Consider the following 26577-nt stretch of genomic DNA (forward strand, 5'->3'; position numbering starts at 1 on the left):
CTTCAGACTCCTGATTCCGGTGCGCCGGATTTCACTGTAATTCTGAAGCTTTTGGAGTGACCCGTGGCTGCCAACTGCGACGTCTGCGGCAAGGGGCCGGGCTTCGGCAACAACATCTCGCACTCGCACCGCCGTACGTCCCGTCGCTGGAACCCGAACATCCAGCGCGTGCGTGCCGTGGTCGGTGTGACGCCGAAGCGGCTCAACGTCTGCACCTCGTGCATCAAGGCCGGCAAGGTCTCGCGCTAATCGCGACGTTCCGTCGTAGCGCAGCCCCTGCGGTCGCCTTGAGAGGCCGGTTCACCTAGGTGAACCGGCCTCTTGCCGTACCCGGAATCCTTTCCGGAAGCCGTTCTACCGTTACGCCCTGAAGCGCCAGGCGTGGTCGACCGGGCCGATGCCCGAGCCCAGGGCGAATCCGGCGGCGATGGCCCCGGTCACGTACTCCTTGGCCTGCCGTACCGCCTCCGGTACCGCCAGGCCCTTGGCGAGGCCCGAGGCCACCGCCGAGGCGAGCGTGCAGCCCGTGCCGTGCGTGTGCCGGTTGTCGTGCCGGGGTGCGCGCAGCCAGTGCTCCTCGGTGCCGTCCGTGAGCAGGTCGACGGCCTCGTGCCCGGTGGGCAGGTGCCCGCCCTTGATCAGGGCCCAGTCCGCCCCGTAGGCCAGGATCGCCTCGGCGGCGACCCGCATGTCGCTCTCGCGCAGGACGTGGACGCCTGTGAGCTGCGCCACCTCGTCCAGGTTGGGGGTGGCGACGGTCGCGACGGGCAGCAGCTTCGTCCGTACGGATGCGAGCGCCGAGGCCGCAAGCAGCGAGTCCCCGTGCTTGGAGACGCCGACGGGGTCCACGACCACCGGCGCCGCCGTCCCGGCGAGGAGCTCCGCCACCGTCTCGACGAGTCCGGCGGAGGCCAGCATGCCCGTCTTCACCGCCTGGACGCCGATGTCGTCGACGACGGCCCGGTACTGGGCCCGTACGGCCTCCTCGGGCAGCTCCCACGCGCCCTGGACGCCCCGCGAGTTCTGGGCGGTGACGGCGGTGAGCACGCTCATGCCGTGGACGCCGAGCGCGAGCATCGTCTTCAGGTCGGCCTGGATGCCGGCCCCGCCGCCGGAGTCGGATCCGGCGACGGTGAGCACGAGCGGGGGCACGCGCGCGGGGCCCGGCGGGGGCCCAGCGGTCACTCCGTCTCCCCGAAGTGGTCCCAGCCGCCCGCGCTGTGCCAGGGGGCGCCGTCCACGGTGACCTGCGGCAGGGCCGAGGGGTTCAGGACCTCGCCGATGACCTTCCAGCGGGCCGGGAGCTTCACGTCCGGCGGGAAGGTGGCCACGATGGCGTGGTCCTCTCCCCCGGTGAGCACCCACTGCATGGGGTCGACGCCGACGGCCTGGCCGATGTCGTTCATCTGGGTGGGGATGTCGATGAGCCCGGAGCGCAGGTCGATGCGGACCTTGCTGGCCTCGGCGATGTGGCCGAGGTCGGCGATCAGTCCGTCGCTGACGTCGCACATGGCGGTGGCGCCGAGTCCCGCCGCCGCGGGACCCGCGTGGTACGGCGGCTCGGGCCTGCGGTGGGCCTCGACGAAGGCGCGGGGCGAGCGGAAGCCGCGGGAGAGGACCGCGTATCCGGCGGCGGACCAGCCGAGCCAGCCCGTGTAGGCGACGACGTCGCCGGGCTGGGCCCCGCCCCGGGTCACCGGGTCGTGGTTGCGGAGATCGCCGAGTGCGGTGATGGCGATGGTGATGGTGTCGCCGCGGACGACGTCGCCGCCGACCACGGCCGCACCCGCGACCTGACATTCGTCCCGCAGTCCGTCCATGAGTTCGACGGGCCAGGTGGCGGGAAGTTCGGCGGGGACGACGAGGCCGAGGAGGAGCGCGGTGGGGACCGCGCCCATGGCGGCGATGTCGGCGAGGTTCTGCGCGGCGGCCTTGCGGCCGACGTCGTACGCCGTCGACCAGTCGCGGCGGAAGTGACGTCCTTCGAGGAGGATGTCCGTGCTGGCCACCACGCGCCGGTCGGGTGCGGAGACGACCGCGGCGTCGTCGCCGGGCCCGATCCGTACCGCCGGGGTGGAGGTGAGCCGGGACGTGAGCTCCCTGATGAGCCCGAACTCGCCCAGCTCTCCGACTGTGCCCTTCACCGCGCCTCACCTCGTGTCTTCGTGCCGGCCGGCGGGCGGGGGCGCGTCTGGGCGCGCCGCGGGTCGCGGGCCGTCACCGTGCTGGGTACCGTCAAGTAGACCGTCAACTTCTGTCGTGCGTACGCCACAACGCGAGTGCCCCGGGACGCGCGGGTCTCCCCGTGGCCCGCGGCGACGCGGTACCGTGGCGTCCCTTTCTCCCACAAGATCCTCGTGGTCGCCCTGGAGGTTCCGTGGTACAGGCGTACATCCTTATTCAGACCGAGGTGGGCAAGGCGTCGACCGTCGCCGAGACCATCTCCAAGATCCCGGGGGTGCTCCAGGCCGAAGACGTGACCGGTCCCTATGACGTGATCGTGCGCGCGGAGGCGGACACGGTCGACGCGTTGGGCCGCATGGTGGTCGCCAAGGTCCAGCAAGTGGACGGCATCACGCGTACCCTCACCTGCCCGGTCGTTCATCTGTAGCCCCCGTCTACGCTTGGCCGGTGAAGTCTTCCCACCGGCCCTTCGGCCTGCCCGCCTTCGTCACGGCAGCCGTCCTGCTGTCGGCCGCCACCGGCTGCTCCTGGACGGACGCCGGGGCGTCCGTGGCGGTTCCCCGCCCGTCGACGGCGGAGGCGGCCCTCTGCCAGGCGCTGGAGAAGGAGCTGCCGGACACCGTGGCAGGGCTTGGGCGGAGCGATCCGGAGCCGGGCTCCGAGCTGACCGCCGGGTGGGGCGACGGTGCGATCGTACTGCGCTGCGGGGTCCCCCGGCCCGAAAAGATGAGCGATCCGAACTCCCAGGCCGTCGAGGCGAACGGCGTGAACTGGATGCTGGAGCGTCCGGAGGGCGGCGGGCCCCGTTTCACCTCGGTGTACCGCAAGACGTACGTCGAGGTGACGATGGACGAGCGGTACGCCCACGACGCGACGCCGCTCGCGGATCTCGCGGCCCCCGTGGCGCGGACGATCCCCTGCGGCATTGATCCGGAGTGCGTCTAGACGCACTCCGGATCTCATGGTCCGTGCCGGCTCAGGGCTTCCGGGGCAGGGCTACCGGCTTCCCGTCAGCGCAGGCCCGTGGAGCGGGTCAGCGCGGCCTGGATCAGCCGGTCGACGAGCTCGGGGTAGTCGACTCCGCTCGCCTGCCACATGCGCGGGTACATGGAGATCGGCGTGAAGCCGGGCATCGTGTTGATCTCGTTGATGACGAACTCGCCTTCCTCCGTGAGGAAGAAGTCGGCGCGCACCAGGCCCTCGCAGGAGACCGCCTCGTACGCGGCGACGGCCAGTCGCTGGATCTCGGCGGTGGCCTCGTCGCCGATCGGCGCCGGCACGATGCCGGAGGCCGAGTCGATGTACTTGGCCTCGAAGTCGTAGAAGTCGTGGTCCGTGACCGGCGGGATCTCGGCCGGGACGCTGGCGCGCGGGCCGTCCTCGAACTCCAGGACGCCGCACTCGATCTCGCGGCCGCGCAGGAGCGACTCGACGAGGATCTTCGGGTCGTGGCGGCGGGCCTCCTCGATGGCCTCGTCCAGGCCGGAGAGGTCGTCGACCTTGGTGATGCCCATGGACGAGCCGCCGCGGGCCGGCTTCACGAAGAGCGGCCAGCCGTGCTCGGCGGCGAACTCGACGATCTTCTTGCGGGCGGCGGCCGGGTTCTGGTCCCACTCGCGCGGGCGGATGACCTCGTACGGGCCGACGGGGAGGCCGAAGGAGACGAAGACGCGCTTCATGTACTCCTTGTCCTGGCCCACGGCGGAGGCGAGGACGCCGGCGCCGACGTAGGGGACTCCGGAGAGCTCCAGGAGGCCCTGGAGGGTGCCGTCCTCGCCGTACGGGCCGTGCAACATCGGGAAGACCACGTCGACCTCGCCGAGGGCCTTCGGCACGGTGCCGGGCTCGCTGAGGACGACCTCGCGGTTGGCGGGGTCGACGGAGAGGACGACGCCGCCCTCCGCGGACTCGGCCAGGTCGGTGACGTTCGGCAGGGCGCGGTCGGCGATGGCCATGCGCTCGGGCGCGTCAGCGGTGAGCGCCCAGCGCCCGTCCGTCGTGATGCCGATGGGCAGCACGTCGTACTTGTCCCGGTCGATGGCGCTCAGGACGGCGCCCGCCGTGACGACGGAGATGGCGTGCTCGGAGCTGCGACCGCCGAAGACGACGGCCACGCGGGGCTTGCGGGGGCTCTGGGTGTTCTCGCTCATATCGCGATGAGCGTACCTTGCGACTCCCGAACGACTGAGCGCCCCGCCCGCCCGCGCGCGTACGTCCTGCGGAGGTTCGGCGTGCGTCCCGCGGACGTTTCGCGTAGGTCAGCGGCGCTCGGACTTCGCGCTGCGGGACATCAGCTCCTTGAGGGCGACGACCGGCGGCTTGCCCTCGTGGACGATCGAGACGACGGTCTCGGTAATCGGCATGTCGACACCGTGGCGGCGGGCCAGATCCAGCACGGACTCGCAGGACTTGACGCCCTCGGCGGTCTGCTTGGTGGCCGCGATGGTCTCCTGGAGGGTCATCCCGCGGCCCAGGTTGGTGCCGAAGGTGTTGTTCCGGGAGAGCGGCGAGGAGCAGGTGGCCACCAGGTCGCCGAGGCCCGCGAGGCCGGAGAAGGTCAGCGGGTCGGCGCCCATGGCGAGGCCGAGGCGGGTGGTCTCGGCGAGGCCGCGGGTGATGAGCGTGGCCTTCGAGTTGTCGCCGAGGCCCATGCCGTTGGCGATGCCGACGGCGAGCCCGATGACGTTCTTGACCGCGCCGCCGAGCTCGCAGCCGACGACGTCGGTGTGCGTGTACGGGCGGAAGTACGGAGTCATGCAGGCGGCCTGGAACCGCTGCGCGACCGACTCGTCGACACAGGCGACGACGGCGGCGGCGGGCTGCCGGGAGGCGATCTCCAGGGCGAGGTTGGGTCCGGTGAGGACGGCCACGCGCTCGGCGGGCACGTCCGCGACCTCCATGACGACCTCGCTCATCCGCTCGGCCGTGCCGAGTTCGACGCCCTTCATGAGGGAGACGAGGACGGTGTCCGGGGCGAGCAGCGGCTTCCAGGCGGCGAGGTTGCCGCGCAGGGTCTGCGAGGGGACGACGAGGACGGTGAAGTCGGCGCCGTGGGCGGCCTCGGCCGGGTCCGCGGTGGCCGTGATCGCCCGGGGGAGTTCGATGCCCGGGAGGTAGTCGGGGTTGACCCGGGTGGCGTTGATCTCCTTCGCGAGCTCCGCGCGGCGGCCCCAGAGGCTCACCTCGCAGCCCGCGTCGGCGAGCACCATCGCGAAGGCGGTGCCCCAGGATCCGTTGCCGAAGACGGCTGCCTTGGTCACTTGGTGCCCTTCTCGGCGGCCTCGGCGGCCTTGCGCCGCTGTTCGAGGCGGGCCTTGCGGTGGTCGTACGGTTCGGCGGGCGCCTTCTCACCGCGGACCTCCTCCAGGAGGGCGGTGATGGCGGCCATGATGACCTCGGTGGCCTCGCGGAGCACCTCGGGGGTCGGCTCGAGACCGTCGAAGCGGGAGAGGTCGACCGGCGGACCGGCCTGGACGATCAGCGTCTTGCGGGGGAAGAGGCTGAGCTTCTTGTCCTTGGCGTACGGCGGCATCGCGAGGTTGGCGCCCCACTGGGCCACCGGGACGACCGGGACCTTGGTGAGGAGCGCGACGCGGGCGGCGCCCGTCTTGCCGGCCATCGGCCACATGTCGGGGTCCCGGGTCAGGGTGCCCTCGGGGTAGAAGGCGACGCACTCGCCGCTCTCGATGGCGGCGACGGCGGCGCGGAAGGCGTCCAGCGCGTTGGTCGTCTCGCGGTAGACGGGGATCTGGCCGGTGTTGCGCAGCATCATGCCGACGAAGGGGCTCTTGAAGAGGCCCGCCTTGGCGAGAAGGCGCGGGACGCGACCGGTGTTGTACTGGTAATGCGCGTAGGACAGCGGGTCCAGGTAGGAGTTGTGGTTGACCACGGTGATGAATCCGCCGTCGGCCGGAATGTGCTCCATACCGCGCCAGTCCCGCTTGAACAGAACCACCAGGGGGGGTTTGGCGATGACCGCCGCGAGGCGGTACCAGAAGCCGATTCTGCGGCGGGGCACTCGGACACCTTTCTCCGGGACTGGCTGGCAGGGGGTCAAGTGTCGCCCCATGCTCCTGGTCTGTCGAGGACACGGTACGCCCCGGGGCCCCCGGCGGACCGCGCGGGCGGGACAGAATGGGCCCCGATGAACAGCGACGCGGACGACGGCTGGTACCTGGTCGTACCCCTGAAACCCCTTGCCCTGGCGAAGAGCAGACTGGCCGCGGCGACAGGACCCCTGCTGCGCCCCCGGCTGGCCCTCGCGTTCGCCGAGGACACGGTGGGGGCCGTGCTGAACTGCGCGCGCGTACGGGATGTGGTGGTCGTCACGGACGACCCGACGGCCGGGACCGCCCTCGCTGCCCTGGGGGCGCGGATCGTGCCGGACACCCCGGCGGCGGGGCTCAACGCGGCGCTGGCGCACGGGGTCGACGCGATACGGGAGCGGTTGCCGCACGCGCGCGTGGCCGCGCTCAACGCCGATCTGCCGGCGCTGCGGACCCCGGAGCTGGCCCGGGTCCTGGACACCGCCCGGAAATTTCCGAGAGCATTTCTCGCGGATGCCGCCGAAATAGGTACGACATTCCTCTCGGCGGGTCCGGGCGTGAAATTGGAACCGGCATTCGGGGGCGCGTCGAGGCTGCGGCATTTGTCGTCGGGCGCGGTGGAAATCCGGCTGGCCGGGGTGGATTCCGTACGCCGGGACGTGGACACCGGCGAGGATCTGGCGGAGGCCCGGGCGCTGGGGCTCGGCCCGCGGACGGCCGCCCGGTGGCTGCCGGCGGCCGGATAGGCTGCGGTCCATGCAGGCGACCGCGTACACGTACGACTCCGAGACCCGCAGCGGCAGTGTGCTGCTCGACGACGGCACCCCCGTGGAGTTCGGGGCGGAGGCCTTCGACGCGGGCGGGCTGCGGCTGCTGCGGCCGGGCCAGCGGGTGCGGATCGAGGCGGAGCCCGGTACGTCGGGGGCAGGCCTGCGGATCACGCTGGTGACGCTCCAGACCTTCTGAGCGACTCCCCTCCTCCCCGCCGTTCTCCTCTCCCCTCCCCCTCCCCATCTCCCCCAGAGCGCGCCGCGGGCCGGGCTCCTGGATGGGGAGCCCGGCCCGGCGGGTGGTACCGCTCGTCCTACTTCTTGGCGGCGGCCTTCTTGGCGGTCGTCTTGCGCGCCGTGGTCTTCTTCGCGGGCGCCTTCGTCGCCGTGGCCTTCTTCGCGGCCGGCGCGGTCTTCTTGGCCGTGGCCTTCACGGCCTTCTTCGCGGCGGTCGTGGTGGTCTTCTTGGCGGCGGCGGTCGTGGTCTTCTTCGCCGCCGTCGAGGCCTTCTTCGCCGCGGGGGTGGTCCTCTTCGCCGCCGCGGTCGTGGCCGTGGTGGTCTTCTTGGCCGGGGTCGCCTTCTTCGCGGCGGCCGTCGTGGCCTTCTTCGCCGGGGTCGCCTTCTTCGCGGCGGCCTTCTTGGCGGTGGTGGCCTTCTTGGCCGCGGCCTTCTTCACGGTCGCGGCGGCGGCGCCACCGGTGAGGCTGCCCTTGGGGGCCTTCTTGACGGAGACCTCGCCACCCTTGGGGAGCTTCTTCGAGCCGCTGACCAGGTCCTTGAAGCCCTGACCCGCACGGAAGCGCGGAACCGAGGTCTTCTTGACCCGGACGCGCTCGCCCGTCTGCGGGTTGCGGGCGTAGCGGGCCGGACGGTCGACCTTCTCGAACGAGCCGAAGCCCGTGACCGAGACCCGGTCCCCCCCGACCACGGCACGCACGATGGCGTCGAGCACGTGGTCGACGGCTTCGGCGGCCTGCTGGCGACCGCCCATCTTGTCGGCAATCGCTTCTACGAGCTGCGCCTTGTTCACGTCTTCCCCTTCGGAGACATTGCCAGAACGAAAGTGTTCAAGCTTTTTCGCACGTTAGGCATGTATATACCGCAAATCAAACACGAAACGGGCTAATCACCCTAGTGCCGCAACGCGAAAGACCCGCTGCGGAGTTCCTGGTGTCAGTCGTCCTCTGGGAATCGGCCCTCGTCGAGGTCCTTCATCAACCGGTCCAGACGCGCTGCCGCGTCCTTGAGATCGTGCTTCGCCGCGGCCGTCACGACCAGCAGCTTCCGGGACAGCGCCATCCTTACGCCCTCCGGGACTTGCAGTGAGCGCACTCTTGTGTGCGCTTCCTTCAATCGGGCGGCGACTGACTCGTAGAGCTCGAGTTGGCTGTCGCGTTCCATGCACCGATTGTGCCATCTAGGGCGAGTTGTCGCCCGACAGGGTCCCAACAAGCGACTGCGCCCCCCACCTGGCGGTGGGGGGCGCAGTCTTGGAAAAGCGCTGCTCAGACCGTAATTGTACGGGGCTTGTGGGCCGGTCGCGCCGCCTCGTAGGCCGCGATGTCCCCTTCGTTCTGAAGGGTGAGGCTGATGTCGTCGAGTCCGTTCAGCAGACGCCAGCGGGCGTTCTCGTCGAGCTCGAAGTCCGCGTCGATCCCGGCGGCCAGGACCTTGCGCCGCTCCAGGTCGACGGTGATCTCGGCGGTCGGGTCGGCCTCGGTCAGCTCCCAGAGCGCGTCCACCGTCTCCTGCGGCAGGACGACGGTCAGCAGGCCGTTCTTCAGCGAGTTGCCGCGGAAGATGTCGGCGAAGCGGGCGGAGATGACCGTCTGGAAGCCGTAGTTCTGGAGCGCCCAGACGGCGTGCTCACGGGAGGAGCCGGTGCCGAAGTCAGGGCCGGCGACCAAGACCGAGGCACCCTGCCGCTCGGGGCGGTTGAGGATGAACTCGGAGTCCTTGCGCCAGGCCTCGAAGAGGCCGTCCTCGAAGCCGTCGCGGGTGACCTTCTTGAGCCAGTGCGCCGGGATGATCTGGTCGGTGTCGACGTTGCTGCGGCGCAGCGGGACGGCCCGGCCGGTGTGCGTGGTGAAAGCTTCCATGGTTCCTCAGACCCCCGCGGTGGTGGCGACGTCGGACAGATCGGCCGGGGAGGCCAGGTGGCCCAGTACGGCGGTGGCGGCGGCGACCTGGGGCGAGACCAGGTGGGTCCGGCCGCCCTTGCCCTGCCGGCCCTCGAAGTTGCGGTTGGAGGTGGACGCGGAGCGCTCACCGGGAGCCAGTTGGTCGGGGTTCATGCCCAGACACATCGAGCAGCCCGCGTGCCGCCATTCGGCGCCGGCCTCCTTGAAGACCTTGTCCAGGCCCTCCTCGACGGCCTGCAGGGCGACCCGGACGGAGCCGGGGACGACCAGCATGCGGACACCGTCGGCGACCTGGCGGCCCTTGAGCAGTCCGGCGGCGTTGCGCAGGTCCTCGATGCGGCCGTTGGTGCAGGAGCCTACGAAGACGGTGTCGACCTTGATGTCGCGCAGCGGCTGTCCGGCGGTCAACCCCATGTACTCCAGGGCCTTTTCGGCGGCGAGGCGCTCCGAAGCGTCTTCGTACGAAGCCGGGTCGGGGACGTTCGCCGAAAGCGGTGCGCCCTGGCCGGGGTTGGTGCCCCAGGTGACGAACGGCGCCAGCGAGGCGGCGTCGATGACGACCTCGGCGTCGAAGACCGCGTCCTCGTCGGACTTCAGGGTCTTCCAGTACGCGACGGCGGCGTCCCAGTCCTCGCCCTCGGGGGCGTGGGCGCGGCCCTCCAGGTAGGCGAAGGTGGTCTCGTCGGGGGCGATCATGCCCGCGCGGGCGCCGGCCTCGATCGACATGTTGCAGATGGTCATCCGGGACTCCATCGAGAGCTTCTCGATGGCGGAGCCGCGGTACTCCAGGATGTAGCCCTGGCCGCCGCCGGTGCCGATCTTGGTGATGATCGCGAGGATCAGGTCCTTGGCGGTGACGTCCTCGGGCAGTTCGCCGTCGATCGTGATGGCCATGGTCTTCGGGCGGGCCAGCGGCAGCGTCTGGGTGGCGAGCACGTGCTCGACCTGGCTGGTGCCGATGCCGAACGCCAGGGCGCCGAAGGCGCCGTGCGTGGAGGTGTGCGAGTCGCCGCAGACGACGGTCGTGCCCGGCTGGGTCAGGCCCAGCTGCGGACCGACGACGTGGACGACGCCCTGCTCGACGTCGCCCAGCGGGTGCAGCCGGACGCCGAACTCGGCGCAGTTCTTCCGCAGGGTCTCCAGCTGGGCGCGGGAGACGGGGTCCGCGATGGGCTTGTCGATGTCGAGGGTCGGGGTGTTGTGATCCTCGGTGGCGATGGTGAGGTCGAGGCGCCGCACCTGCCGGCCGTTCTGGCGCAGACCGTCGAAGGCCTGGGGGCTGGTCACCTCGTGCAGCAGGTGCAGATCGATGAAGAGGAGGTCGGGCTCGCCCTCTGCGCGCCGGACGACATGGTCGTCCCAGACCTTCTCCGCGAGTGTCCTACCCATCGCTTTCCCTCCGGCCGACGTCTGCGTCGGCACAACTAGAGACCCGTTTCGCGGGCCGTTGTGCGGCCGCATCACCAGAGTGCCAAGGTCCTCGGAAAATTGAACTTGCGTTTCACAGAGTGAGACGCGAGTATCGTTGCATGGACAACTCTAGCGGCGTAGGCGTTCTCGACAAGGCAGCCCTTGTCCTGAGCGCCCTGGAGTCCGGTCCGGCCACCCTCGCAGGACTGGTCGCGGCGACGGGACTCGCACGACCCACGGCACATCGACTCGCCGTGGCACTGGAACACCACCGGATGGTGGCCCGTGACATGCAGGGCCGGTTCATCCTCGGACCGCGCCTCTCGGAGCTCGCGGCCGCGGCCGGCGAGGACCGCCTGCTCGCGACCGCGGGCCCGGTGCTGACGCATCTGCGCGACGTCACCGGCGAGAGCGCGCAGCTCTACCGCCGGCAGGGCGACATGCGCATCTGCGTGGCGGCGGCCGAGCGGCTCTCGGGCCTGCGGGACACCGTGCCGGTCGGCTCGACGCTGACCATGAAGGCCGGCTCCTCCGCGCAGATCCTGATGGCCTGGGAGGAGCCCGAGCGGCTGCACCGCGGCCTCCAGGGCGCCCGCTTCACGGCGACGGCCCTGTCGGGCGTACGGCGCCGCGGCTGGGCCCAGTCGATCGGTGAGCGGGAGCCGGGCGTCGCGTCCGTCTCCGCGCCCGTACGCGGCCCGTCGAACCGCGTCGTGGCCGCCGTGTCGGTCTCGGGTCCGATCGAGCGTCTGACGCGCCACCCGGGCCGTATGCACGCCCAGGCGGTCATCGACGCCGCCGCCCGTCTCTCCGAGGCGCTCCGCCGTAACGGCTGACGTCTCCGTCCCTCCTGTCCGTCCCCCGGCCCACCGCTTCAACGCCGCAGCGGTGGGCCGGAGTTGTGCGCGGGTAACGAGGGAACAGCGAAGAAGCCCTCCCCCGAAGGGAAGGGCTTCTTCGTTTTGTACCCCCGACCGGATTCGAACCGGCGCTACCGCCTTGAGAGGGCGGCGTGCTAGGCCGCTACACAACGGGGGCCTTCGCGGATCAGATCCGCTGGTGCAGATGAAGCTCTGCGAGCTGGCCTACCTGGACTCGAACCAAGAATGACGGTACCAGAAACCGTAGTGTTGCCAATTACACCATAGGCCATGGTGGTTACACCGTACCCCCGACCGGATTCGAACCGGCGCTACCGCCTTGAGAGGGCGGCGTGCTAGGCCGCTACACAACGGGGGCCCTAGCGATCCCACCCGGCATGAGCCGGGTGATGTCACCGCGGATTCACCGGGAGCTACCCAAGTGGTCCGCAGGATGGATCTGTACCCCCGACCGGATTCGAACCGGCGCTACCGCCTTGAGAGGGCGGCGTGCTAGGCCGCTACACAACGGGGGCTTTGTGGATGCCATCCACTGGTTTGCAGATGAAGCTCTGCGAGCTGGCCTACCTGGACTCGAACCAAGACTAACGGAACCAGAAACCGTCGTGCTGCCAATTACACCATAGGCCACCGGGGCAACGTCTCCACCAGGGAGAACCTTGCTCGGCTTGCGCTTTCCGGGTTCTTGCCTTTCGGCTTGCTCCCCTCGGCGCAGAAAGAACATTACCCGAAGGTGGACGGTGCTCCAAAACGGGTATCCCCGCCGAGCAGGGCGGGGAGCTGGCCCAGGTCCGTGATCCGCCGCAGCTCGGGCCGGCCGCCGGTGTCCGCGCGGTCCAGCCAGATGCCCAGGAGCCCCGCCTCGACCGCGCCCCGCGCGTCGATGTCGGGCTGGTCCCCCACGTACGCGATCTCCTCCGGGGCCAGGCCGAGGGCCGCACAGGCGGCGTGGAAGGCCTCGGGGGCGGGCTTGGCGACACCGAGCTCGGCGGCGCAGAGAACGGCCTCGAAACGGTCGCGTACGCCCAGGGCACGGAGCTTGGGCTCCTGGGCGTGGATGCTGGAGTTCGAGAGGACCGCGTGGCGGTAGTCGTCCGCGAGCAGGTCGAGGACGGGCAGCGCGTCGGGGAAGAGCTCCCAGGCGGACTGGTAGTGGACGACGTACCGGTCGAACCAGTCGTCGGCCCCGGCGACGGAGAGCCCCGGCTCCCCGAGGAAGTCCCGGACCCGGGCCCGCCTTTGGTCCTGGAAGTCGCCGCCCTCGATCTCGAAGCGGCGCCAGTGGAGCTCCGTGAGCTCCTTCCAGCGGTCCAGGGCCTGGTCGACGGAGTCGTACCCGTCGAGGAGGCCTTCGGCCGTCAGGTGCCCGCGCATGCCGGCGCGGTCGGCGCCCTCGTAGTCGAAGATCGTGTCGTCCACGTCCCACAGGACCGCTCGGATGGCCATGACCCGACCGTACCGCCGCTCACCGGTCCGCGCGGGTCTTTTCCGCCGGGTCCGGGAACGCCGCGGGGGCGGCGACCGGGGGTACCGGTCACCGCCCCCGGGGGGACGGACGCGCGAGGCTCAGCCGGCGAGCTTCGCCAGGGCCGCGTCGATGCGGGTCAGGGTCTTCTCCTTGCCCAGGATCTCCAGGGACTCGAAGAGGGGGAGGCCGACCGTGCGGCCGGTGACGGCGACGCGGACGGGGGCCTGGGCCTTGCCGAGCTTGAGACCGTGGGCCTCGCCGGCGACCAGGACCGCGTTCTTGAGGGACTCGGGGTCGCTCCAGTCGGCGTCCACGAGCTTCTCGCGGGCCGTGGTGAGCAGCGCGGCCGGGTCGCCCTTCATCGCCTTGTCCCACGAGGGCTGGTCGAGGACCGGCTCCGGGAGGAAGAGGAAGTCGACGTTGGCCGTGATGTCGGAGAGGACCGTGATGCGCGTCTGGGCGTGCGGCGCGATGGCCTCCCAGGCGGCGCGGTCGAAGTCCTCGGGCGCCCAGTTGGCGTGCGGGGCCTGGAGCCAGGGCTCGCAGGCCTCGGCGAAGGTCTTCACGTCGAGCATGCGGATGTGGTCCGCGTTGATCGACTCGGCCTTCTTGAGGTCGAAGCGCGCCGGGTTGGCGTTGACGTCGGCGATGTCGAACTTCGACACCATCTGCTCGATGGTGAAGATGTCCTGGTCCGCCGAGAACGACCAGCCCAGGAGGGACAGGTAGTTCAGGAGGCCCTCACGGAGGAAGCCGCGCTCCCGGTAGAGGTTGAGGGAGGCCTCGGGGTCGCGCTTGGAGAGCTTCTTGTTGCCCTCGCCCATGACGTACGGCAGGTGGCCGAAGGCGGGGATCTCCTTGGCGACGCCCAGCTCGATCAGCGCCTTGTAGAGCGCGATCTGGCGCGGGGTGGAGGAGAGCAGGTCCTCGCCGCGCAGGACGTGGGTGATCTCCATCAGGGCGTCGTCGACCGGGTTGACCAGGGTGTACAGCGGGGCGCCGTTGGCGCGCACGATGCCGTAGTCCGGGACGTTGTCCGGGGTGAAGGTGAGCTCGCCGCGGACGAGGTCGGTGAAGGTGATCGGCTCGTCGGGCATCTTGAAGCGGACGATCGAGTCGCGGCCCTCGGCGCGGTAGCGCTCGATGCGCTCGACGCTCAGGTTGCGGCAGGTGCCGTCGTAGCCGGACGGCTTGCCGGCCAGGCGGGCGGCGTCACGTCGGGCCTCCAGCTCCACGGCGGTGCAGAAGCAGTGGTACGCGTAGCCGCCGGCGAGCAGCTTCTCGGCGACGTCCTTGTAGAGGTCCATCCGCTGCGACTGGCGGTACGGCGCGTGCGGGCCGCCGACCTCCGGGCCCTCGTCCCAGTCGAGGCCGAGCCACTTCAGGGAGTCCAGCAGCTGCTCGTACGACTCCTCGGAGTCACGGGCCGCGTCGGTGTCCTCGATGCGGAAGACCATGGTGCCCTCGTTGTGCCGGGCGAAGGCCCAGTTGAAGAGAGCGGTGCGGACCAGGCCCACGTGGGGGTTGCCGGTCGGCGAGGGACAGAAACGGACGCGGATGTTCGCGTTAGCCACGCTTGATCACCTTATTGGTGAGAGTGCCGATGCCTTCGATGGTGACGGCGACCTCGTCGCCGACGTTGAGGGGGCCGACCCCGGCGGGGGTGCCGGTGAGGATGACGTCGCCCGGGAGCAGCGTCATGGCCTCGGTGATGTGGACGACCAGGTCCTCGATGGAGCGGATCATGTCGCTCGTCCGACCCAGCTGGCGCTGTTCGCCGTTGACCGTGGCCTGGATGGTCAGGTCGCTCGGGTCGAGGTCCGTCTCCACCCAGGGCCCCAGGGGGCAGGAGGTGTCGAAGCCCTTGGCGCGGGCCCACTGCTTCTCGCGCTGCTGGGCGTCGCGGGCGGTGACGTCGTTGGCACAGGTGTAGCCGAAGATGACGTCCTTGACGCGCTCGCGGGGGACCTCGCGGCACATGCGGCCGATGACCACGGCCAGCTCGGCCTCGTGGTGCAGCTCGTTGGAGAAGGAGGGGTACTCGATGGCGTCGCCGGAGCCGATCACCGAGGTGGTGGGCTTGAAGAAGGCGACGGGTACGTCGGGGACCTCGTTGCCGAGTTCGGCGGCGTGCTCCGCGTAGTTGCGGCCGATGGCCACGACCTTGTTGGGGAGCACGGGCGGCAGGAGCCGTACCTTGCTGAGCGGGACCTTGGTGCCGCTGAGCTCGAAGTCGGTGTACGGGATGCCCTTGATGATGTCGAGGACGAGGCCGCCGGACGCGGCGGACTCGGCGGGTTCCTCGCCCTCGACGGCGCCGAAGGCCACATTGCCGTCGATGGAGAATCTGGCGATGCGCACGAGTGCTGTCGCCCCTCACTTGGTGCTGGCTGGAGTCTGACGCTCCAGGCTAACGCGGCGAGGGGGCGGCCGACCGGCGGTGTCAGCGGGAGGCGGACGCGTACGGGGCCGGCTCGAAGGGGGCGGGGGCGGTCATGAGCACCGTGCGGCGCGGGTTGGCCGTCCGCCCGGGGAGTTCGGCGGCGTACTCCGGCAGGAAGACCCGGCCGAGCTGTGCGGCGTCCTCGAGGTGGGCGAGGGTGGAGCGGCGGGGGTTGGCCGTCTTCTGGGGCGTCGCGGTGTTCGTGGGGTTCATGGTGGTGTTCAGACCCTGTCCCGGGAGGGGCGCCCCTGCGGGCGCGAGCATCGTGTAAAGCGTCAGGCTAAACATGCGATTCCCTTCGAATGCATGGCTAAGACATCGATCATCGTGTGAGTTTGCTCACCAATCACTCCACATTCCGGGCATTACGGACTGCCACGACCCACCACGGAAACGGGCATTCCGGCACTGAATGCTCTATTCCGCTCCTGATCATGTCGACTGGGACACACGGGCACGCGGGGCCATTCGAGCGGAAAAGTCCGAATCCTCCGTGATCATCTTCTACATGGGGTGACACGCCGAGCACGGGTTGTCATCCCCCTCTCGGCGCGACACGCGGCTCTTGTTGGAGATCCGGCACTGTGCTGGAATTCCACGCACCGTCGCGGGTTTCAAGCCGGCGCGCAGGGGGCGCAACGCAGCGCCGGTTCCGAGTGGCGGGGAAGGGGGAACTGCGCCGGTCACCGACGACCACCTTGGGGCGCATCCTGCGTCCCTACGACGCCGACACCGTCCTCTCCGTTCACCCGGAAGGACGCCTGGTCCAGAGGTTGCGACGCTAGTGCAGGGACGTTTCAAGAGGGATGGCTCGGGGTCTCCCCAGGCCCGTCAGGGCCGAGCCGAAGCTCCGGCGGAGCAGGAACCGCGTGCCGGGACCGACCGCGGTCCCTCGGCCTCGCACGCCCCCGACCAGGGTCAGGGACCGTCAGGCGACGGCGGTGACGGCAGGCGCGCGAGCGCCGGGGCCGCACCGGCCGACTCCGCCGCGGCTTCCGCCAAGCCCAAGAACAAGGTCAAGGCCGAGAACGAGGTCGGGCCGCGAATAGCCCTGCGCAACTGGCGCATCTCCACGCGTCTGGTCGCCCTGCTCACGCTGCCCGTGGTCGCGGCCACCTCGCTGGGCGGTATCCGCATCAGCGAGTCGCTCCAGGACATCGAGCAGCTCGACCACATGCAGCTGCTGACCAAGCTGACCCGTGAGGCGACCGGTCTCGCGCAGGCCCTCCAGGCCGAGCGCGACCTCTCCGCCGGCCCGCTGGCCAACGGCAGGCCGACCAGCGACTACCAGATCGCGACCCCGCGCAAGCGGACGGACCGCGAGTACAAGGACTTCCTCGACGCCACGGGCGAGATCCCGAACACCGAGAACGACGACGCGCTGCGGAGCATCCGCCAGAACGTCAACCAGATCGCCTCCCAGGTCATCGGGCTCCACACCATCCGCGGCAACGCCTACGCGGGCGGCGTCTCCCACTCGGTGACGGTCGAGGCGTACAGCCGTCTCATCCGTTCGCTGCTCAGCCTGTCCCAGGACATGGCGCAGGCGACCAGCAACCCCGAGATGATCAAGCGGACCCGGGCGCTCGCCGCCTTCTCGTCCGCCAAGGAGTACGCCTCCATCCAGCAGGCGATCATCGCCGGCGCGCTCCCCCCGAGCGACAAGACCGCCGGAAAGATCCAGCAGGGTGACCGCCTCTACGCCGAGGCCGCCTTCAACTCCGAGGGCGTCGAGCTCAAGTCCTTCCGGGCGATCTACGAGGACACCGGCGGCGACGCCGAGGAGCTGACCGCCGTCCTCAACACCGGCGACCCGTCGATCACCGCCGCCGACAAGTACGCCGAGCGCGTGCTGAAGTCGGACTCGGCGATGCCCAAGGGCGCCCGGCGCGGTCACCTGAACTTCACCGACGAGTACGGCACCAAGATCACCGCCATGAACCGCATCGAGCTCATCCTGCTCGGTGAGATGGAGAGCATGGCGCGTGAGCTGCGGCAGGAGGCCCAGCGCGACGCCGTCATCAACGGTGCCCTGATCCTCCTCGTCCTCGGTGTCTCGCTCATCGGCGCCTTCATCGTGGCCCGGTCCATGATCCGCTCGCTGCGCCGGCTCCAGGACACCGCGACCAAGGTCGCCCAGGAGCGGCTGCCCGAGCTCGTCAAGCAGCTCTCCGAGTCGGACCCGCAGGACGTCGACACCTCCGTCGAGTCCGTCGGTGTGCACTCCCGGGACGAGATCGGCCAGGTGGCCGCGGCCTTCGACGACGTGCACCGCGAGGCCGTCCGCCTCGCCGCCGAGCAGGCCCTCCTCCGGGGCAACGTCAACGCGATGTTCACCAACCTCTCGCGCCGCTCCCAGGGCCTCATCCAGCGTCAGCTCTCGCTCATCTCCGAGCTGGAGTCCCGCGAGGCCGACCCGGACCAGCTGTCCTCGCTGTTCAAGCTCGACCACCTCGCGACCCGTATGCGCCGGAACGGCGAGAACCTCCTCGTCCTCGCCGGCGAGGAGCCGGGCCGTCGCTGGACCCGCCCGGTCCCGCTGGTCGACGTGCTCCGCGCCGCCGCCTCCGAGGTGGAGCAGTACGAGCGCATCGAGCTGGCCGCGGTCCCGGCGACCGAGGTCGCCGGCCGGGTCGTCAACGACCTCGTGCACCTCCTCGCCGAGCTGCTGGAGAACGCCACCTCGTTCTCCTCCCCGCAGACCAAGGTCCGCGTGACCGGTCACGCGCTGCCCGACGGCCGGGTGCTCGTCGAGATCCACGACACCGGCATCGGCCTCTCCCCCGAGGACCTCGCCGCGATCAACGAGCGGCTCGCCTCGCCGCCCACCGTGGACGTCTCGGTCTCCCGCCGCATGGGTCTGTTCGTGGTCGGTCGGCTGTCCCTGCGACACGGCATCCGGATCCAGCTGCGCCCCTCCGACTCGGGCGGCACCACCGCGCTCGTCATGCTTCCGGTCGACGTCGCCCAGGGCGGCAGGAAGCCCATGCCCAAGCCGGGCGGCGGCCAGGGCGCGATGCCGCCGGGCGCCTCGGCTCCCGGCGGCCGGCTCCCCGCCGGTCCCGGCGCGGCCGGTGGCCCCGGTGGCGGGCGTCCTGGCGGTCCCGGCGCTCTCGGCGGTGCCCCCTCGTCGGGGGCCGGCCTGCTCGGTGCCGGTGCCCCCCGCGGCCAGGTCGGTACGGGCGCTCCGCGCGCCGCGCTGCCCGGCCGTGACGGTGCTCCGCTCGGCGGTGCCCCGCTCACCGGTGGTCCCCAGCCGTCCCGCCCCCAGCAGCCGCAGCACGCGCAGCTGGACCAGACCGGCCAGCTGCCGCAGGCCCCGCAGCAGGACCCGCTGCGTCCGGCCCCGGGCGCGGGCGGTCTCATCGGCGGTGCGGCGAGCGCCATCCCGTCCCGTACGGACGTGTGGGGCAACCAGAGCAACCAGGGCGGCCGGCAGGCCGGTCCGGGGGCTCCGCAGCACGCTCAGCAGCAGGCTCCGCAGAGCGAGCAGTCCGCCGGTTACGGTGGCCCGCGCGCCGAGCTGCCGGGCGGCAACCCGCAGCGCCCGCAGGCCGCGAGCTGGGGCAACGACCCGGCGCAGCAGCCGGTCCGGCGCCCGCAGCAGGAGATGAGCCCGCTGGACGCCCCGCGCGGCCACGAGGACCCGGAGACGACGGGCCGGTACGCGGCTCCGGCGGCCCCCCAGGGCCCCGGGTCCACGGGCCAGTTCGCGCGTCCCGACTTCGGTGCGCCGCAGCAGGCTCCGCAGGGTCAGCAGCAGCCGCAGGCCCCGCAGATCCAGGCGTACCAGGGCGGTGTGCAGGACCCGGCGTCGACGGCGCAGTTCCCGCGCCCCGACTTCGGCGCCCCGCAGGGTCCCGGCTCCACGGGCCAGTTCCCGCGGCCGGACTTCGGAGCGGCGCAGGGGCCCGGTTCCACCGGTCAGTTCCCGCGTCCCGACTTCGGCGCGCCGCAGCAGGCGCCCCAGCAGGCCACGCACGCCCAGCCGCAGCAGCAGGGCTACCAGGGCGGCCAGCAGCAGCAGTTCGGCCGGCAGCCCTACGTACCGCAGGCCCAGCAGCAGGGCCAGCAGGCCCCCCAGGCCCCGCAGGCCCCGGCCCCGCGGCAGCGGAACGGCGACGCCGACTTCGGCGCCCCGCGTCCGGCGAACGAGCAGGCCGAGCAGCCGCGTCAGCCGCAGCTCCAGCAGCCCCGCCGTCCGGAGGCGCTGCCGCCGGCCGGCTCGGGTGACGGTCGTACCCCGCTGTACGACACGCTGGAGACCAACTGGTTCCACCAGGAGCAGGGCCAGCAGCAGTCCGCGCCGCAGGGTCAGGCCCCGGCCGCCCCGCAGGCGCAGGCTCCGGCGGCGCAGCGTCCGGCCGGAGGCCGGGCCGGTGCCGGTGAAGGTGACGGCCGGCAGAACGGCGGGGCCGCCTGGCGGACCTCGCCCAACGACGAGTTGGTGCGTCAGGCCGAGCGGGTGCGCAAGCCCGCGGCCGGCGGCGTCACCACCTCCGGTCTTCCCCGGCGCGTGCCGAAGGCCAACCTCGTACCCGGGACCGCACAGGAGCAGGCGCACACCGCCGGCCCCCAGGTCTCGCGTGCACCAGACGACGTCCGCGGCCGGCTCACCAATCTGCGCCGCGGCATCCAGCAGGGCCGACAGGCCGGTAACTCGACCACGGGTAACCACCACCTCGGTCCGAACCATCAGCAGGAGCGTTAGTTGAACGCGATGAGCCAGGCGGCGCAGAATCTGAACTGGTTGATCACCAACTTCGTGGACAACACCCCCGGGGTGTCCCACACAGTGGTGGTCTCCGCCGACGGACTCCTGCTGGCCATGTCCGAAGGATTCCCCCGCGACCGCGCCGACCAGCTGGCGGCTGTCGCATCCGGACTCACCTCGCTGACCGCGGGCGCGTCCCGGATCTTCGAGGGGGGCCCCGTCGCGCAGACCGTGGTGGAGATGGAGCGCGGCTTCCTCTTCCTCATGCAGGTCTCCGACGGCTCCTCGCTGGCCGTGCTCGCACACCCCGAGTGCGACATCGGCCTCGTGGGCTACGAGATGGCGCTGCTGGTCGACCGGGCCGGCAGCGTGCTCACCCCGGATCTCCGCGCGGAGCTCCAGGGCAGCCTGCTCCACTGACAGACGCATCACACCGACAGGGCGGTACGCCCCTCCGTACCGCCCTGAACATGTTCATCGTCCGGCCGCCCCACCCGGCCCCCCACCGGCCCCATCCGACGGCGGAACCTCGCTGTCACGCCCGGAGGATTCATGACCCCGCCCCCCGCCTCTCACGATCCGTACGGCGCCTCAGTCGACGAGTACGGATACGAGGGCGACCAGCCGCTGGTGCGTCCTTACGCGATGACCGGCGGCCGGACCCGGCCGCGCTACCAGCTCGCCATCGAGGCGCTGGTCAGCACCACGGCCGACCCGGCGCACCTCGCCACCCTGCTGCCGGAGCACCAGCGCATCTGCCACCTGTGCCGCGAGGTCAAGTCGGTGGCCGAGGTTTCGGCGCTGCTCTCGATGCCGCTCGGCGTCGCCCGGATCCTCGTCGCCGACCTGGCAGAGGCCGGCATGGTGGCGATCCACCAGCCGGGCAACGGAGAGACCGGCGGCACGCCGGACGTGACACTGCTCGAAAGGGTGCTCAGTGGACTTCGCAAGCTCTAGCGGCGGCGCCGGCTCTCCCAGCCGGTCGACCACCAGCGCGAAGATCGTCGTGGCGGGCGGCTTCGGCGTGGGCAAGACCACGTTCGTCGGCGCCGTCTCGGAGATCAACCCGCTGCGTACCGAGGCCGTCATGACCTCCGCCTCGGCGGGGATCGACGACCTGACCCACACCGGGGGCAAGACCACCACCACGGTGGCGATGGACTTCGGCCGCATCACCCTGGACCAGGACCTGATCCTGTACCTCTTCGGTACGCCCGGTCAGGACCGCTTCTGGTTCATGTGGGACGACCTGGTCCGCGGCGCCATCGGCGCCGTCGTCCTCGTCGACACGCGACGCCTCGCCGACTGCTTCCCGGCCGTCGACTACTTCGAGAACAGCGGCCTGCCGTTCGTCATCGCCCTCAACGGCTTCGACGGAAGCCAGCCGTACCAGCCCGAGGAAGTCCGCGAGGCGCTGCAGATCGGCCCGGACACCCCGATCATCACGACCGACGCCCGCCACCGCGCGGACGCCAAGAGCGCGCTCATCACCCTCGTCGAGCACGCCCTCATGGCCCGTCTGAAGTAGCGGGCGGCAGGATCGGACGGCCCGTCGGACGGAGGACGGGCCCGTGCGTCCGTCATATGTCCGCGCGTGGGGTGATCTGTGTCCTTCGACACGACCGCCCCCGCGTTCATAACGTTTCGAAAGAGAATTGGGGCGCCTCGGACACCCGACGCATTCGACCGGTGTCACTGCGCTCACATGAGCCCCGCCATTTGGCGGGGCTCGCTCTTTATGCCCGTTTTATGTCAGGCCCGCACCACGGAAAGCGGTCTCGTCCCACTGTTTGGAACGGACCCCCTTCACGTGCTGCAATTCATGAACTCCCGAGTAGTACGGCCCTGAACGAAACACCGGCACAACGTAGGTGCCGACGCCGAGAGGTTGTTGGTCGAGTGAGGCGCAGCAAGGAAAGCTCCGCGGAGCAGGAGACGCGGGGCAACTTCACCCCGCCGTCGCGCACAGCGGTGTCGCCTGCGGACGTGCCCGTGACACCACCGCCGACGGCGGCCGTCCCGGGCAACTCCAGCAAGCTGTCGCCGCGCAACTGGCGGGTGCCCACCCGTCTGAACGCGATCCTCCTCATACCCGTGCTCGTCGGCCTCGTCATGGGCGGCTTCCAGGTCAAGGGAGCGATCGACACCTGGCAGGAGGCGCAGGACGCCGAGAAGACGGCCCTCATCGTGCGGGCCGCCTCGGAGTACAGCACCGCGCTCCTCAACGAGCGCGACCTCACCGCCGCTCCCCTGCTGGCCGCGAAGACCCCCGAGGACCGCAAGGCCGACGCGGTCGAGCAGGCGTACGCCGCGACCGACGCCGCCCGTCTCACGTTCGACGAGGCGGCCAAGAACCTTCCCTCGGGCCAGGGCCTGGAGCGCCGGCTGCGGCTCTTCAAGGACGAGGAGCCGAAGCTCGAAGCGCTTCGCAAGGTCGCGTACAGCCGCTCGCTCGACCCGGTGAACACCCAGCTCGGGTACACCGGCGTCCAGCACTACCTCACCGAGTTCTCCAACGAGCTCGGTCTGGGCACCGGCAACGTCACCACCTACGGCCGCAGCGTCTACGCCGTCCAGCTCGCCAAGGGCGCCGAGTCGCTCCAGCGCTCCATCGGCACCCAGCTCCTGGTCCGGCCCAGCCGGACGGAGTCGGTCTTCGCCCAGCAGTCGGTGGCGTTCAACTCGTACAACTACCTGGAGCAGATCGCCCTCGGCGAGTACAGCTCCGGCGCGCTGCCCGAGGACGTCGAGCTCCTCAAGAAGGTCATGGCCGGCAAGGCCGCCGAGGGCGCGAAGCAGATGCAGGCCGCGGACGTCGAGCTGCCCAAGGGCAAGGACGGCTCCGTCTACTCCGGCGTCGCCTCCGCGATCGGCACGGCCAAGAACCCCGAGGCGCTGACGGCCCTGAAGGCGAAGGGCATCACGGCCGAGAGCTGGATGGCCGTCGCGACCGCCAAGTTCGAGGGCTACTCCGAGGTCGAGAAGTCGCTCGTCGACAAGGCCGTGTCCGAGGCCGTCAGGATCTCCGACGAGGCCAAGACGGACGCCTGGGTCATCGGCGGCATCGTCGTCGTCGCCCTGCTCGCCGCCTTCGTCCTCGCCGGCATGATGGCCCGCCAGATGAGCCGCTCGATGCAGCAGCTGCGCACCGCCGCCTTCGGCATCGCCGAGCAGCGCCTGCCGATGCTCGTCGACCAGCTGTCCCGTACCGAGCCCGGCCGGGTCGACACCCGCGTCCAGCCGATCCCGATCGACTCGCAGGACGAGATCGGCGAGGTCGCCCGCGCCTTCGACCAGGTCCACCGCGAGGCCGTCCGGCTCGCCGCCGAGCAGGCCATGCTCCGGGGCAACGTCAACGCGATCTTCACCAACCTCTCGCGCCGCAACCAGTCGCTGATCGAGGGCCAGCTGACCCTCATCACCGACCTGGAGAACAACGAGGCCGACCCGGACCAGCTGGAGAACCTCTTCAAGCTGGACCACCTGGCGACCCGTATGCGCCGCAACGGCGAGAACCTCCTCGTCCTCGCCGGCGAGGAGCCGGGCCGCCGCTGGGACCAGCCGGTCCCGCTGGTCGACGTCATGCGCGCCGCCTCCTCCGAGGTGGAGCAGTACGAGCGCATCGAGCTGGCCGGCGTGCCCGAGGCCGAGATCCACGGCCAGGCCGTGACCGACCTCGTCCACCTGCTCGCCGAGCTCCTGGAGAACGCCACCACGTTCTCCTCCCCGCAGACCAAGGTCCGCGTCACCGCGACCCGCCTCCCCGACGGCCGCGTGATGGTCGAGATCCACGACAAGGGCATCGGCCTCACCGCCGAGGACTTCGCGGACATCAACCACAAGCTGGCCAACCCGCCGACCGTCGACGCCGCCGTCTCGCAGCGCATGGGCCTCTTCGTGGTCGGGCGCCTCGCCGACCGGCACGGCATCCGGGTCCAGCTGCGCCCCTCGGGCGAGCAGGCCGGAACGACCTCGCTCGTCATGCTGCCGGACGCGATCACCCACGGTGGTGGCGGCGAGCAGCCGGTCCACGACGACTTCACCGTCTCGCAGATCATTCCGCAGCAACAGCAGCAGAACGCCTTCGAGGCCCCGGCGGCGCCGGCGATGCTGACCGCGGCCGACCTCGGCTTCGACGACTCGCGCTACGAGGAACAGGGAGACGGCGAGCACACGCTCGATCCGGTCAACCGCTCCCTGACCCGCGACGAGCGGCGCGCGTCCCTGGGCGCGCAGGCGCAGGGCGGCGACCGTCCGCTCTTCCGCGACGAGGCGGAGCCCGCGGCGCAGGAGTACGGCCAGGGGCAGCAGGAGTACGGCCAGGGCCAGGAGTACGCGCAGCCCGAGGCCTACGGCCAGGAGTACCCGGGTGAGTACGCGCAGCAGCCTCAGCAGCAGTACGGCCAGGGGCAGGAGTACGCCGGCGAGTACCCGCAGCAGGGCTACGAGGCGTACCCCCAGGCCGGCTATGCGGAAGCCTCGTACGAGACCCCGGCGACCGAACACCAGCAGTACGGCAATGCGTTCGATGCCCAGCCCCACCAGGGTGAGTGGCAGGATCAGAGCGCTTACCAGGGCGGCTACGGACAGCAGTACGGAACGGAATCGGAATCTGCTCCGGCCGCTCCCGAACAGGCCCACGAACGCGTAGGCTTCGACCGTCCGGGTCCCACTCCGAACCCCGCCCCGGACGCCGGCCACGCGCTGACCGACGCAGGTCTGCCGCGCCGCGGCAGCGTCGCCCCGCAGACGCAGCAGGCGCCGCGACAGGCAGCGCCCGCGCAGCCGCAGCAGCCCGCGCAGGCCCAGGAGCCGGCGCAGGCCGAGCAGCCGGCGGGGTCGGTAGAGCAGCAGGACGAAGCCGAGGCCCCCGAGGCCTGGCGCTCGGCCAACGACGAGCGCTGGCAGCGGGCCGGGAAGCTGAAGGACCCGAAGGCGGGCGGGGTCACCTCGTCCGGTCTTCCCCGACGGGTCCCGAAGGCCAACCTGGTCGAGGGCACGGCGGAGCAGACGCCGCAGGGCGGCCCCCAGGTCTCCCGCGCACCCGAGGACGTACGGGGCAGGTTGAGCAACCTGCGCCGCGGCGTCCAGCAGGGACGCAGCGCGGGAACGGACACGAACGGATCGGGCCTCGGCCCGGGCAGTACCTACAACCAGGAGCGTTAGTGTGAGCATGAGCCAGGCGGCGCAGAATCTGAACTGGTTGATCACCAACTTCGTGGACAACACCCCCGGGGTGTCCCACACCGTGGTGGTCTCCGCCGACGGACTCCTGCTGGCGATGTCCGAGGGCTTCCCTCGCGACCGCGCCGACCAGCTGGCGGCCGTCGCCTCCGGACTGACGTCGCTGACCGCGGGCGCGTCCCGGATCTTCGAGGGTGGTGCGGTCAACCAGACCGTGGTGGAGATGGAGCGCGGCTTCCTCTTCATCATGTCGGTCTCGGACGGCTCCTCGCTGGCGGTGCTCGCGCACCCGGAGGCCGACATCGGCCTCGTGGGCTACGAGATGGCACTGCTCGTGGACCGCGCGGGATCCGTCCTGACACCTGACCTCCGGGCGGAGCTTCAGGGAAGTCTTCTCAACTAACAGACAGACAGTGCGTTTCACGTCACCGCACCGTAAGGTGCGGTGGCGCGGCTCCAAGGGACATGGACCGCGAGGCAGTCGGAGGAGGAGACGTGGGAACACCCCCGGGCGCAAGCCACTACAACGGATATGACGCGCACCAGGCGCCGCAGGGCGACGCCGCGCAGAACCGGTTCAACTTTCCCTCCACCCCGAGCAGACAGGGCCCGTCGCAGCCCTATCAGCAGCCGAACGCCCCGCAGCACACGCCCGTGGGTTCGCCGAGCGCTCCGCGCGCCGCGTCCTCATCGGGCGGTTCGGGCGGGCACAACCCGCTCGTACGTCCCTACGCGATGACCGGCGGCCGGACCCGGCCGCGTTACCAGCTCGCCATCGAGGCGCTGGTCAGCACCACGGCCGATCTGTCCAGGCTGCAGGGGCAGTTGCCCGAGCACCAGCGGATCTGCCAGCTGTGCATCGAGATCAAGTCGGTCGCCGAGATCTCGGCCCTGCTCTCCATTCCCCTCGGCGTTGCCCGGATCCTCGTCGCCGACCTGGCGGAGGCCGGACTCGTCGCCATTCACCAGCCAGGCGGCGACGAAGCCGCCGGCGGCCAGCCAGCCGTGACACTGCTCGAAAGGGTGCTCAGTGGACTTCGCAAGCTCTAGCGGCGGTGCAGCCCGCTCAACCACCAGCGCGAAGATCGTGGTGGCGGGCGGCTTCGGCGTGGGCAAGACCACGTTCGTCGGCGCCGTCTCGGAGATCAACCCGCTGCGTACCGAGGCCGTCATGACGTCTGCGTCCGCGGGCATCGACGACCTCACGCACACCGGCGACAAGACGACGACGACTGTCGCCATGGACTTCGGCCGCATCACCCTGGACCAGGACCTGATCCTGTACCTCTTCGGTACGCCCGGTCAGGACCGCTTCTGGTTCATGTGGGACGACCT

General features: G+C 70.6%; 27 protein-coding genes and 5 tRNA genes. 14 read left to right on the forward strand and 18 right to left on the reverse strand.

All coding sequences use genetic code 11. From position 1 onward, the window contains the following. Positions 1–63: 63 nt before the first annotated feature. Entirely contained in the window at positions 64–249 is a 186-nt protein-coding gene (gene rpmB / locus ACWFR1_RS27110) for a 50S ribosomal protein L28 (RefSeq protein ID WP_453555452.1), read from the forward strand. Between the two features lie 111 nt (positions 250–360). On the opposite strand, the gene thiD is transcribed toward rpmB, so the two are convergent. After that, positions 361–1185, reverse strand: a complete 825-nt coding sequence (thiD, locus tag ACWFR1_RS27115) for a bifunctional hydroxymethylpyrimidine kinase/phosphomethylpyrimidine kinase (RefSeq protein WP_453555454.1) — start codon at positions 1183–1185, stop codon at positions 361–363. Next, the gene (locus ACWFR1_RS27120) at positions 1182–2144 is read right to left on the reverse strand and encodes a thiamine-phosphate kinase (RefSeq protein WP_356677356.1); all 963 of its coding nucleotides are present in this window, start codon (positions 2142–2144) and stop codon (positions 1182–1184) included. The genes thiD and ACWFR1_RS27120 overlap by 4 nt, the downstream gene beginning before the upstream one ends. Positions 2145–2377: 233 nt before the next feature. Here ACWFR1_RS27120 and ACWFR1_RS27125 point away from each other — a divergent pair, with 233 nt between their 5' ends. Further along, positions 2378–2611 (forward strand): Lrp/AsnC family transcriptional regulator, encoded by a 234-nt coding sequence (locus ACWFR1_RS27125; RefSeq protein WP_453555456.1) that lies wholly within the window; start codon positions 2378–2380, stop codon positions 2609–2611. A 20-nt stretch (positions 2612–2631) separates the two neighbouring features. Continuing rightward, positions 2632–3129, forward strand: a complete 498-nt coding sequence (locus tag ACWFR1_RS27130; protein WP_453555458.1) for a DUF3515 domain-containing protein — start codon at positions 2632–2634, stop codon at positions 3127–3129. A 65-nt stretch (positions 3130–3194) separates the two neighbouring features. On the opposite strand, the gene ACWFR1_RS27135 is transcribed toward ACWFR1_RS27130, so the two are convergent. The 3 genes from ACWFR1_RS27135 to ACWFR1_RS27145 all read right to left on the reverse strand — a co-directional run bounded on the left by ACWFR1_RS27135 (position 3195) and on the right by ACWFR1_RS27145 (position 6202). Further along, on the reverse strand, positions 3195–4334 hold the full coding sequence (locus ACWFR1_RS27135) for a D-alanine--D-alanine ligase family protein (protein WP_453555460.1): 1140 nt from the start codon (positions 4332–4334) through the stop codon (positions 3195–3197). 108 nt (positions 4335–4442) lie between these two features. Continuing rightward, the gene (locus tag ACWFR1_RS27140) at positions 4443–5444 is read right to left on the reverse strand and encodes an NAD(P)H-dependent glycerol-3-phosphate dehydrogenase (RefSeq protein WP_400148346.1); all 1002 of its coding nucleotides are present in this window, start codon (positions 5442–5444) and stop codon (positions 4443–4445) included. Further along, complete coding sequence (locus tag ACWFR1_RS27145) at positions 5441–6202, reverse strand: lysophospholipid acyltransferase family protein (RefSeq protein WP_453555462.1); 762 nt, start codon at positions 6200–6202, stop codon at positions 5441–5443. The genes ACWFR1_RS27140 and ACWFR1_RS27145 overlap by 4 nt, the downstream gene beginning before the upstream one ends. Before the next feature lie 126 nt (positions 6203–6328). On the opposite strand from ACWFR1_RS27145, the gene cofC reads away from it, so the two are divergent. Both cofC and ACWFR1_RS27155 read left to right on the forward strand, forming a co-directional pair. Next, on the forward strand, positions 6329–6976 hold the full coding sequence (gene cofC / locus ACWFR1_RS27150; protein WP_453555464.1) for a 2-phospho-L-lactate guanylyltransferase: 648 nt from the start codon (positions 6329–6331) through the stop codon (positions 6974–6976). Between the two features lie 10 nt (positions 6977–6986). Then, positions 6987–7196: a hypothetical protein gene (locus tag ACWFR1_RS27155; protein WP_282693978.1), complete on the forward strand. Its 210-nt coding sequence runs from the start codon at positions 6987–6989 to the stop codon at positions 7194–7196. A gap of 118 nt (positions 7197–7314) precedes the next feature. Here the strand turns inward: ACWFR1_RS27155 and ACWFR1_RS27160 are convergent, their stop codons facing one another. From ACWFR1_RS27160 to leuC, 4 genes are all read right to left on the reverse strand, one after another. Beyond that, the gene (locus ACWFR1_RS27160; RefSeq protein ID WP_453555467.1) at positions 7315–8031 is read right to left on the reverse strand and encodes an HU family DNA-binding protein; all 717 of its coding nucleotides are present in this window, start codon (positions 8029–8031) and stop codon (positions 7315–7317) included. A gap of 143 nt (positions 8032–8174) precedes the next feature. After that, entirely contained in the window at positions 8175–8402 is a 228-nt protein-coding gene (locus ACWFR1_RS27165) for an SCO5555 family protein (RefSeq protein WP_024755921.1), read from the reverse strand. Positions 8403–8506: 104 nt separating this feature from the next. Beyond that, on the reverse strand, positions 8507–9100 hold the full coding sequence (gene leuD, locus ACWFR1_RS27170; RefSeq protein ID WP_453555469.1) for a 3-isopropylmalate dehydratase small subunit: 594 nt from the start codon (positions 9098–9100) through the stop codon (positions 8507–8509). 6 nt (positions 9101–9106) lie between these two features. Continuing rightward, positions 9107–10531 (reverse strand): 3-isopropylmalate dehydratase large subunit, encoded by a 1425-nt coding sequence (gene leuC / locus ACWFR1_RS27175; protein ID WP_453555471.1) that lies wholly within the window; start codon positions 10529–10531, stop codon positions 9107–9109. 140 nt (positions 10532–10671) lie between these two features. On the opposite strand from leuC, the gene ndgR reads away from it, so the two are divergent. Then, positions 10672–11388, forward strand: coding sequence for an IclR family transcriptional regulator NdgR (gene ndgR / locus ACWFR1_RS27180; RefSeq protein ID WP_017235973.1), 717 nt, complete (start codon positions 10672–10674; stop codon positions 11386–11388). Between the two features lie 129 nt (positions 11389–11517). On the opposite strand, the gene ACWFR1_RS27185 is transcribed toward ndgR, so the two are convergent. The 9 genes from ACWFR1_RS27185 to ACWFR1_RS27225 all read right to left on the reverse strand — a co-directional run bounded on the left by ACWFR1_RS27185 (position 11518) and on the right by ACWFR1_RS27225 (position 15557). Then, positions 11518–11590 (reverse strand) — tRNA-Glu (locus ACWFR1_RS27185). A 42-nt stretch (positions 11591–11632) separates the two neighbouring features. Then, a tRNA-Gln gene (locus ACWFR1_RS27190) sits at positions 11633–11704 on the reverse strand. Positions 11705–11718: 14 nt separating this feature from the next. Next, positions 11719–11791 (reverse strand) — tRNA-Glu (locus tag ACWFR1_RS27195). Between the two features lie 84 nt (positions 11792–11875). Next, positions 11876–11948 (reverse strand) — tRNA-Glu (locus ACWFR1_RS27200). 43 nt (positions 11949–11991) lie between these two features. Next, positions 11992–12063, reverse strand: a tRNA-Gln gene (locus ACWFR1_RS27205). A 93-nt stretch (positions 12064–12156) separates the two neighbouring features. Then, positions 12157–12879 (reverse strand): HAD family hydrolase, encoded by a 723-nt coding sequence (locus ACWFR1_RS27210; protein ID WP_453555473.1) that lies wholly within the window; start codon positions 12877–12879, stop codon positions 12157–12159. Between the two features lie 120 nt (positions 12880–12999). Continuing rightward, a complete protein-coding gene (gltX, locus tag ACWFR1_RS27215) occupies positions 13000–14475 on the reverse strand; it encodes a glutamate--tRNA ligase (RefSeq protein ID WP_453555475.1) in 1476 nt (491 codons plus the stop codon). Further along, entirely contained in the window at positions 14468–15262 is a 795-nt protein-coding gene (locus ACWFR1_RS27220; protein ID WP_453555477.1) for a fumarylacetoacetate hydrolase family protein, read from the reverse strand. The genes gltX and ACWFR1_RS27220 overlap by 8 nt, the downstream gene beginning before the upstream one ends. An 82-nt stretch (positions 15263–15344) precedes the next feature. Continuing rightward, entirely contained in the window at positions 15345–15557 is a 213-nt protein-coding gene (locus tag ACWFR1_RS27225) for a hypothetical protein (protein WP_453555493.1), read from the reverse strand. Positions 15558–16128: 571 nt separating this feature from the next. On the opposite strand from ACWFR1_RS27225, the gene ACWFR1_RS27230 reads away from it, so the two are divergent. The 8 genes from ACWFR1_RS27230 to ACWFR1_RS27265 form a co-directional block, all read left to right on the forward strand. Next, positions 16129–20055, forward strand: coding sequence for a nitrate- and nitrite sensing domain-containing protein (locus tag ACWFR1_RS27230; protein WP_453555479.1), 3927 nt, complete (start codon positions 16129–16131; stop codon positions 20053–20055). A gap of 9 nt (positions 20056–20064) precedes the next feature. Continuing rightward, entirely contained in the window at positions 20065–20478 is a 414-nt protein-coding gene (locus ACWFR1_RS27235; protein ID WP_015036421.1) for a roadblock/LC7 domain-containing protein, read from the forward strand. Positions 20479–20610: 132 nt separating this feature from the next. Next, positions 20611–21015 (forward strand): DUF742 domain-containing protein, encoded by a 405-nt coding sequence (locus ACWFR1_RS27240; RefSeq protein WP_024756254.1) that lies wholly within the window; start codon positions 20611–20613, stop codon positions 21013–21015. Next, positions 20996–21586 carry a GTP-binding protein gene (locus tag ACWFR1_RS27245; RefSeq protein WP_317599476.1) on the forward strand — a complete coding sequence of 197 codons (591 nt, stop codon included), beginning with the start codon at positions 20996–20998 and terminating at the stop codon, positions 21584–21586. The genes ACWFR1_RS27240 and ACWFR1_RS27245 overlap by 20 nt, the downstream gene beginning before the upstream one ends. 371 nt (positions 21587–21957) lie before the next feature. After that, a complete protein-coding gene (locus ACWFR1_RS27250; RefSeq protein ID WP_453555482.1) occupies positions 21958–25224 on the forward strand; it encodes a nitrate- and nitrite sensing domain-containing protein in 3267 nt (1088 codons plus the stop codon). 7 nt (positions 25225–25231) lie between these two features. After that, positions 25232–25645 carry a roadblock/LC7 domain-containing protein gene (locus tag ACWFR1_RS27255; RefSeq protein WP_053725133.1) on the forward strand — a complete coding sequence of 138 codons (414 nt, stop codon included), beginning with the start codon at positions 25232–25234 and terminating at the stop codon, positions 25643–25645. Positions 25646–25737: 92 nt separating this feature from the next. Beyond that, positions 25738–26292 (forward strand): DUF742 domain-containing protein, encoded by a 555-nt coding sequence (locus ACWFR1_RS27260; protein ID WP_453555484.1) that lies wholly within the window; start codon positions 25738–25740, stop codon positions 26290–26292. Further along, the coding region (locus ACWFR1_RS27265; RefSeq protein ID WP_030739219.1) for a GTP-binding protein at positions 26273–26577 on the forward strand (305 nt) is incomplete at its 3' end. The genes ACWFR1_RS27260 and ACWFR1_RS27265, both read left to right, overlap by 20 nt.

It is taken from the genome of Streptomyces sp. NPDC055103, assembly GCF_053607625.1.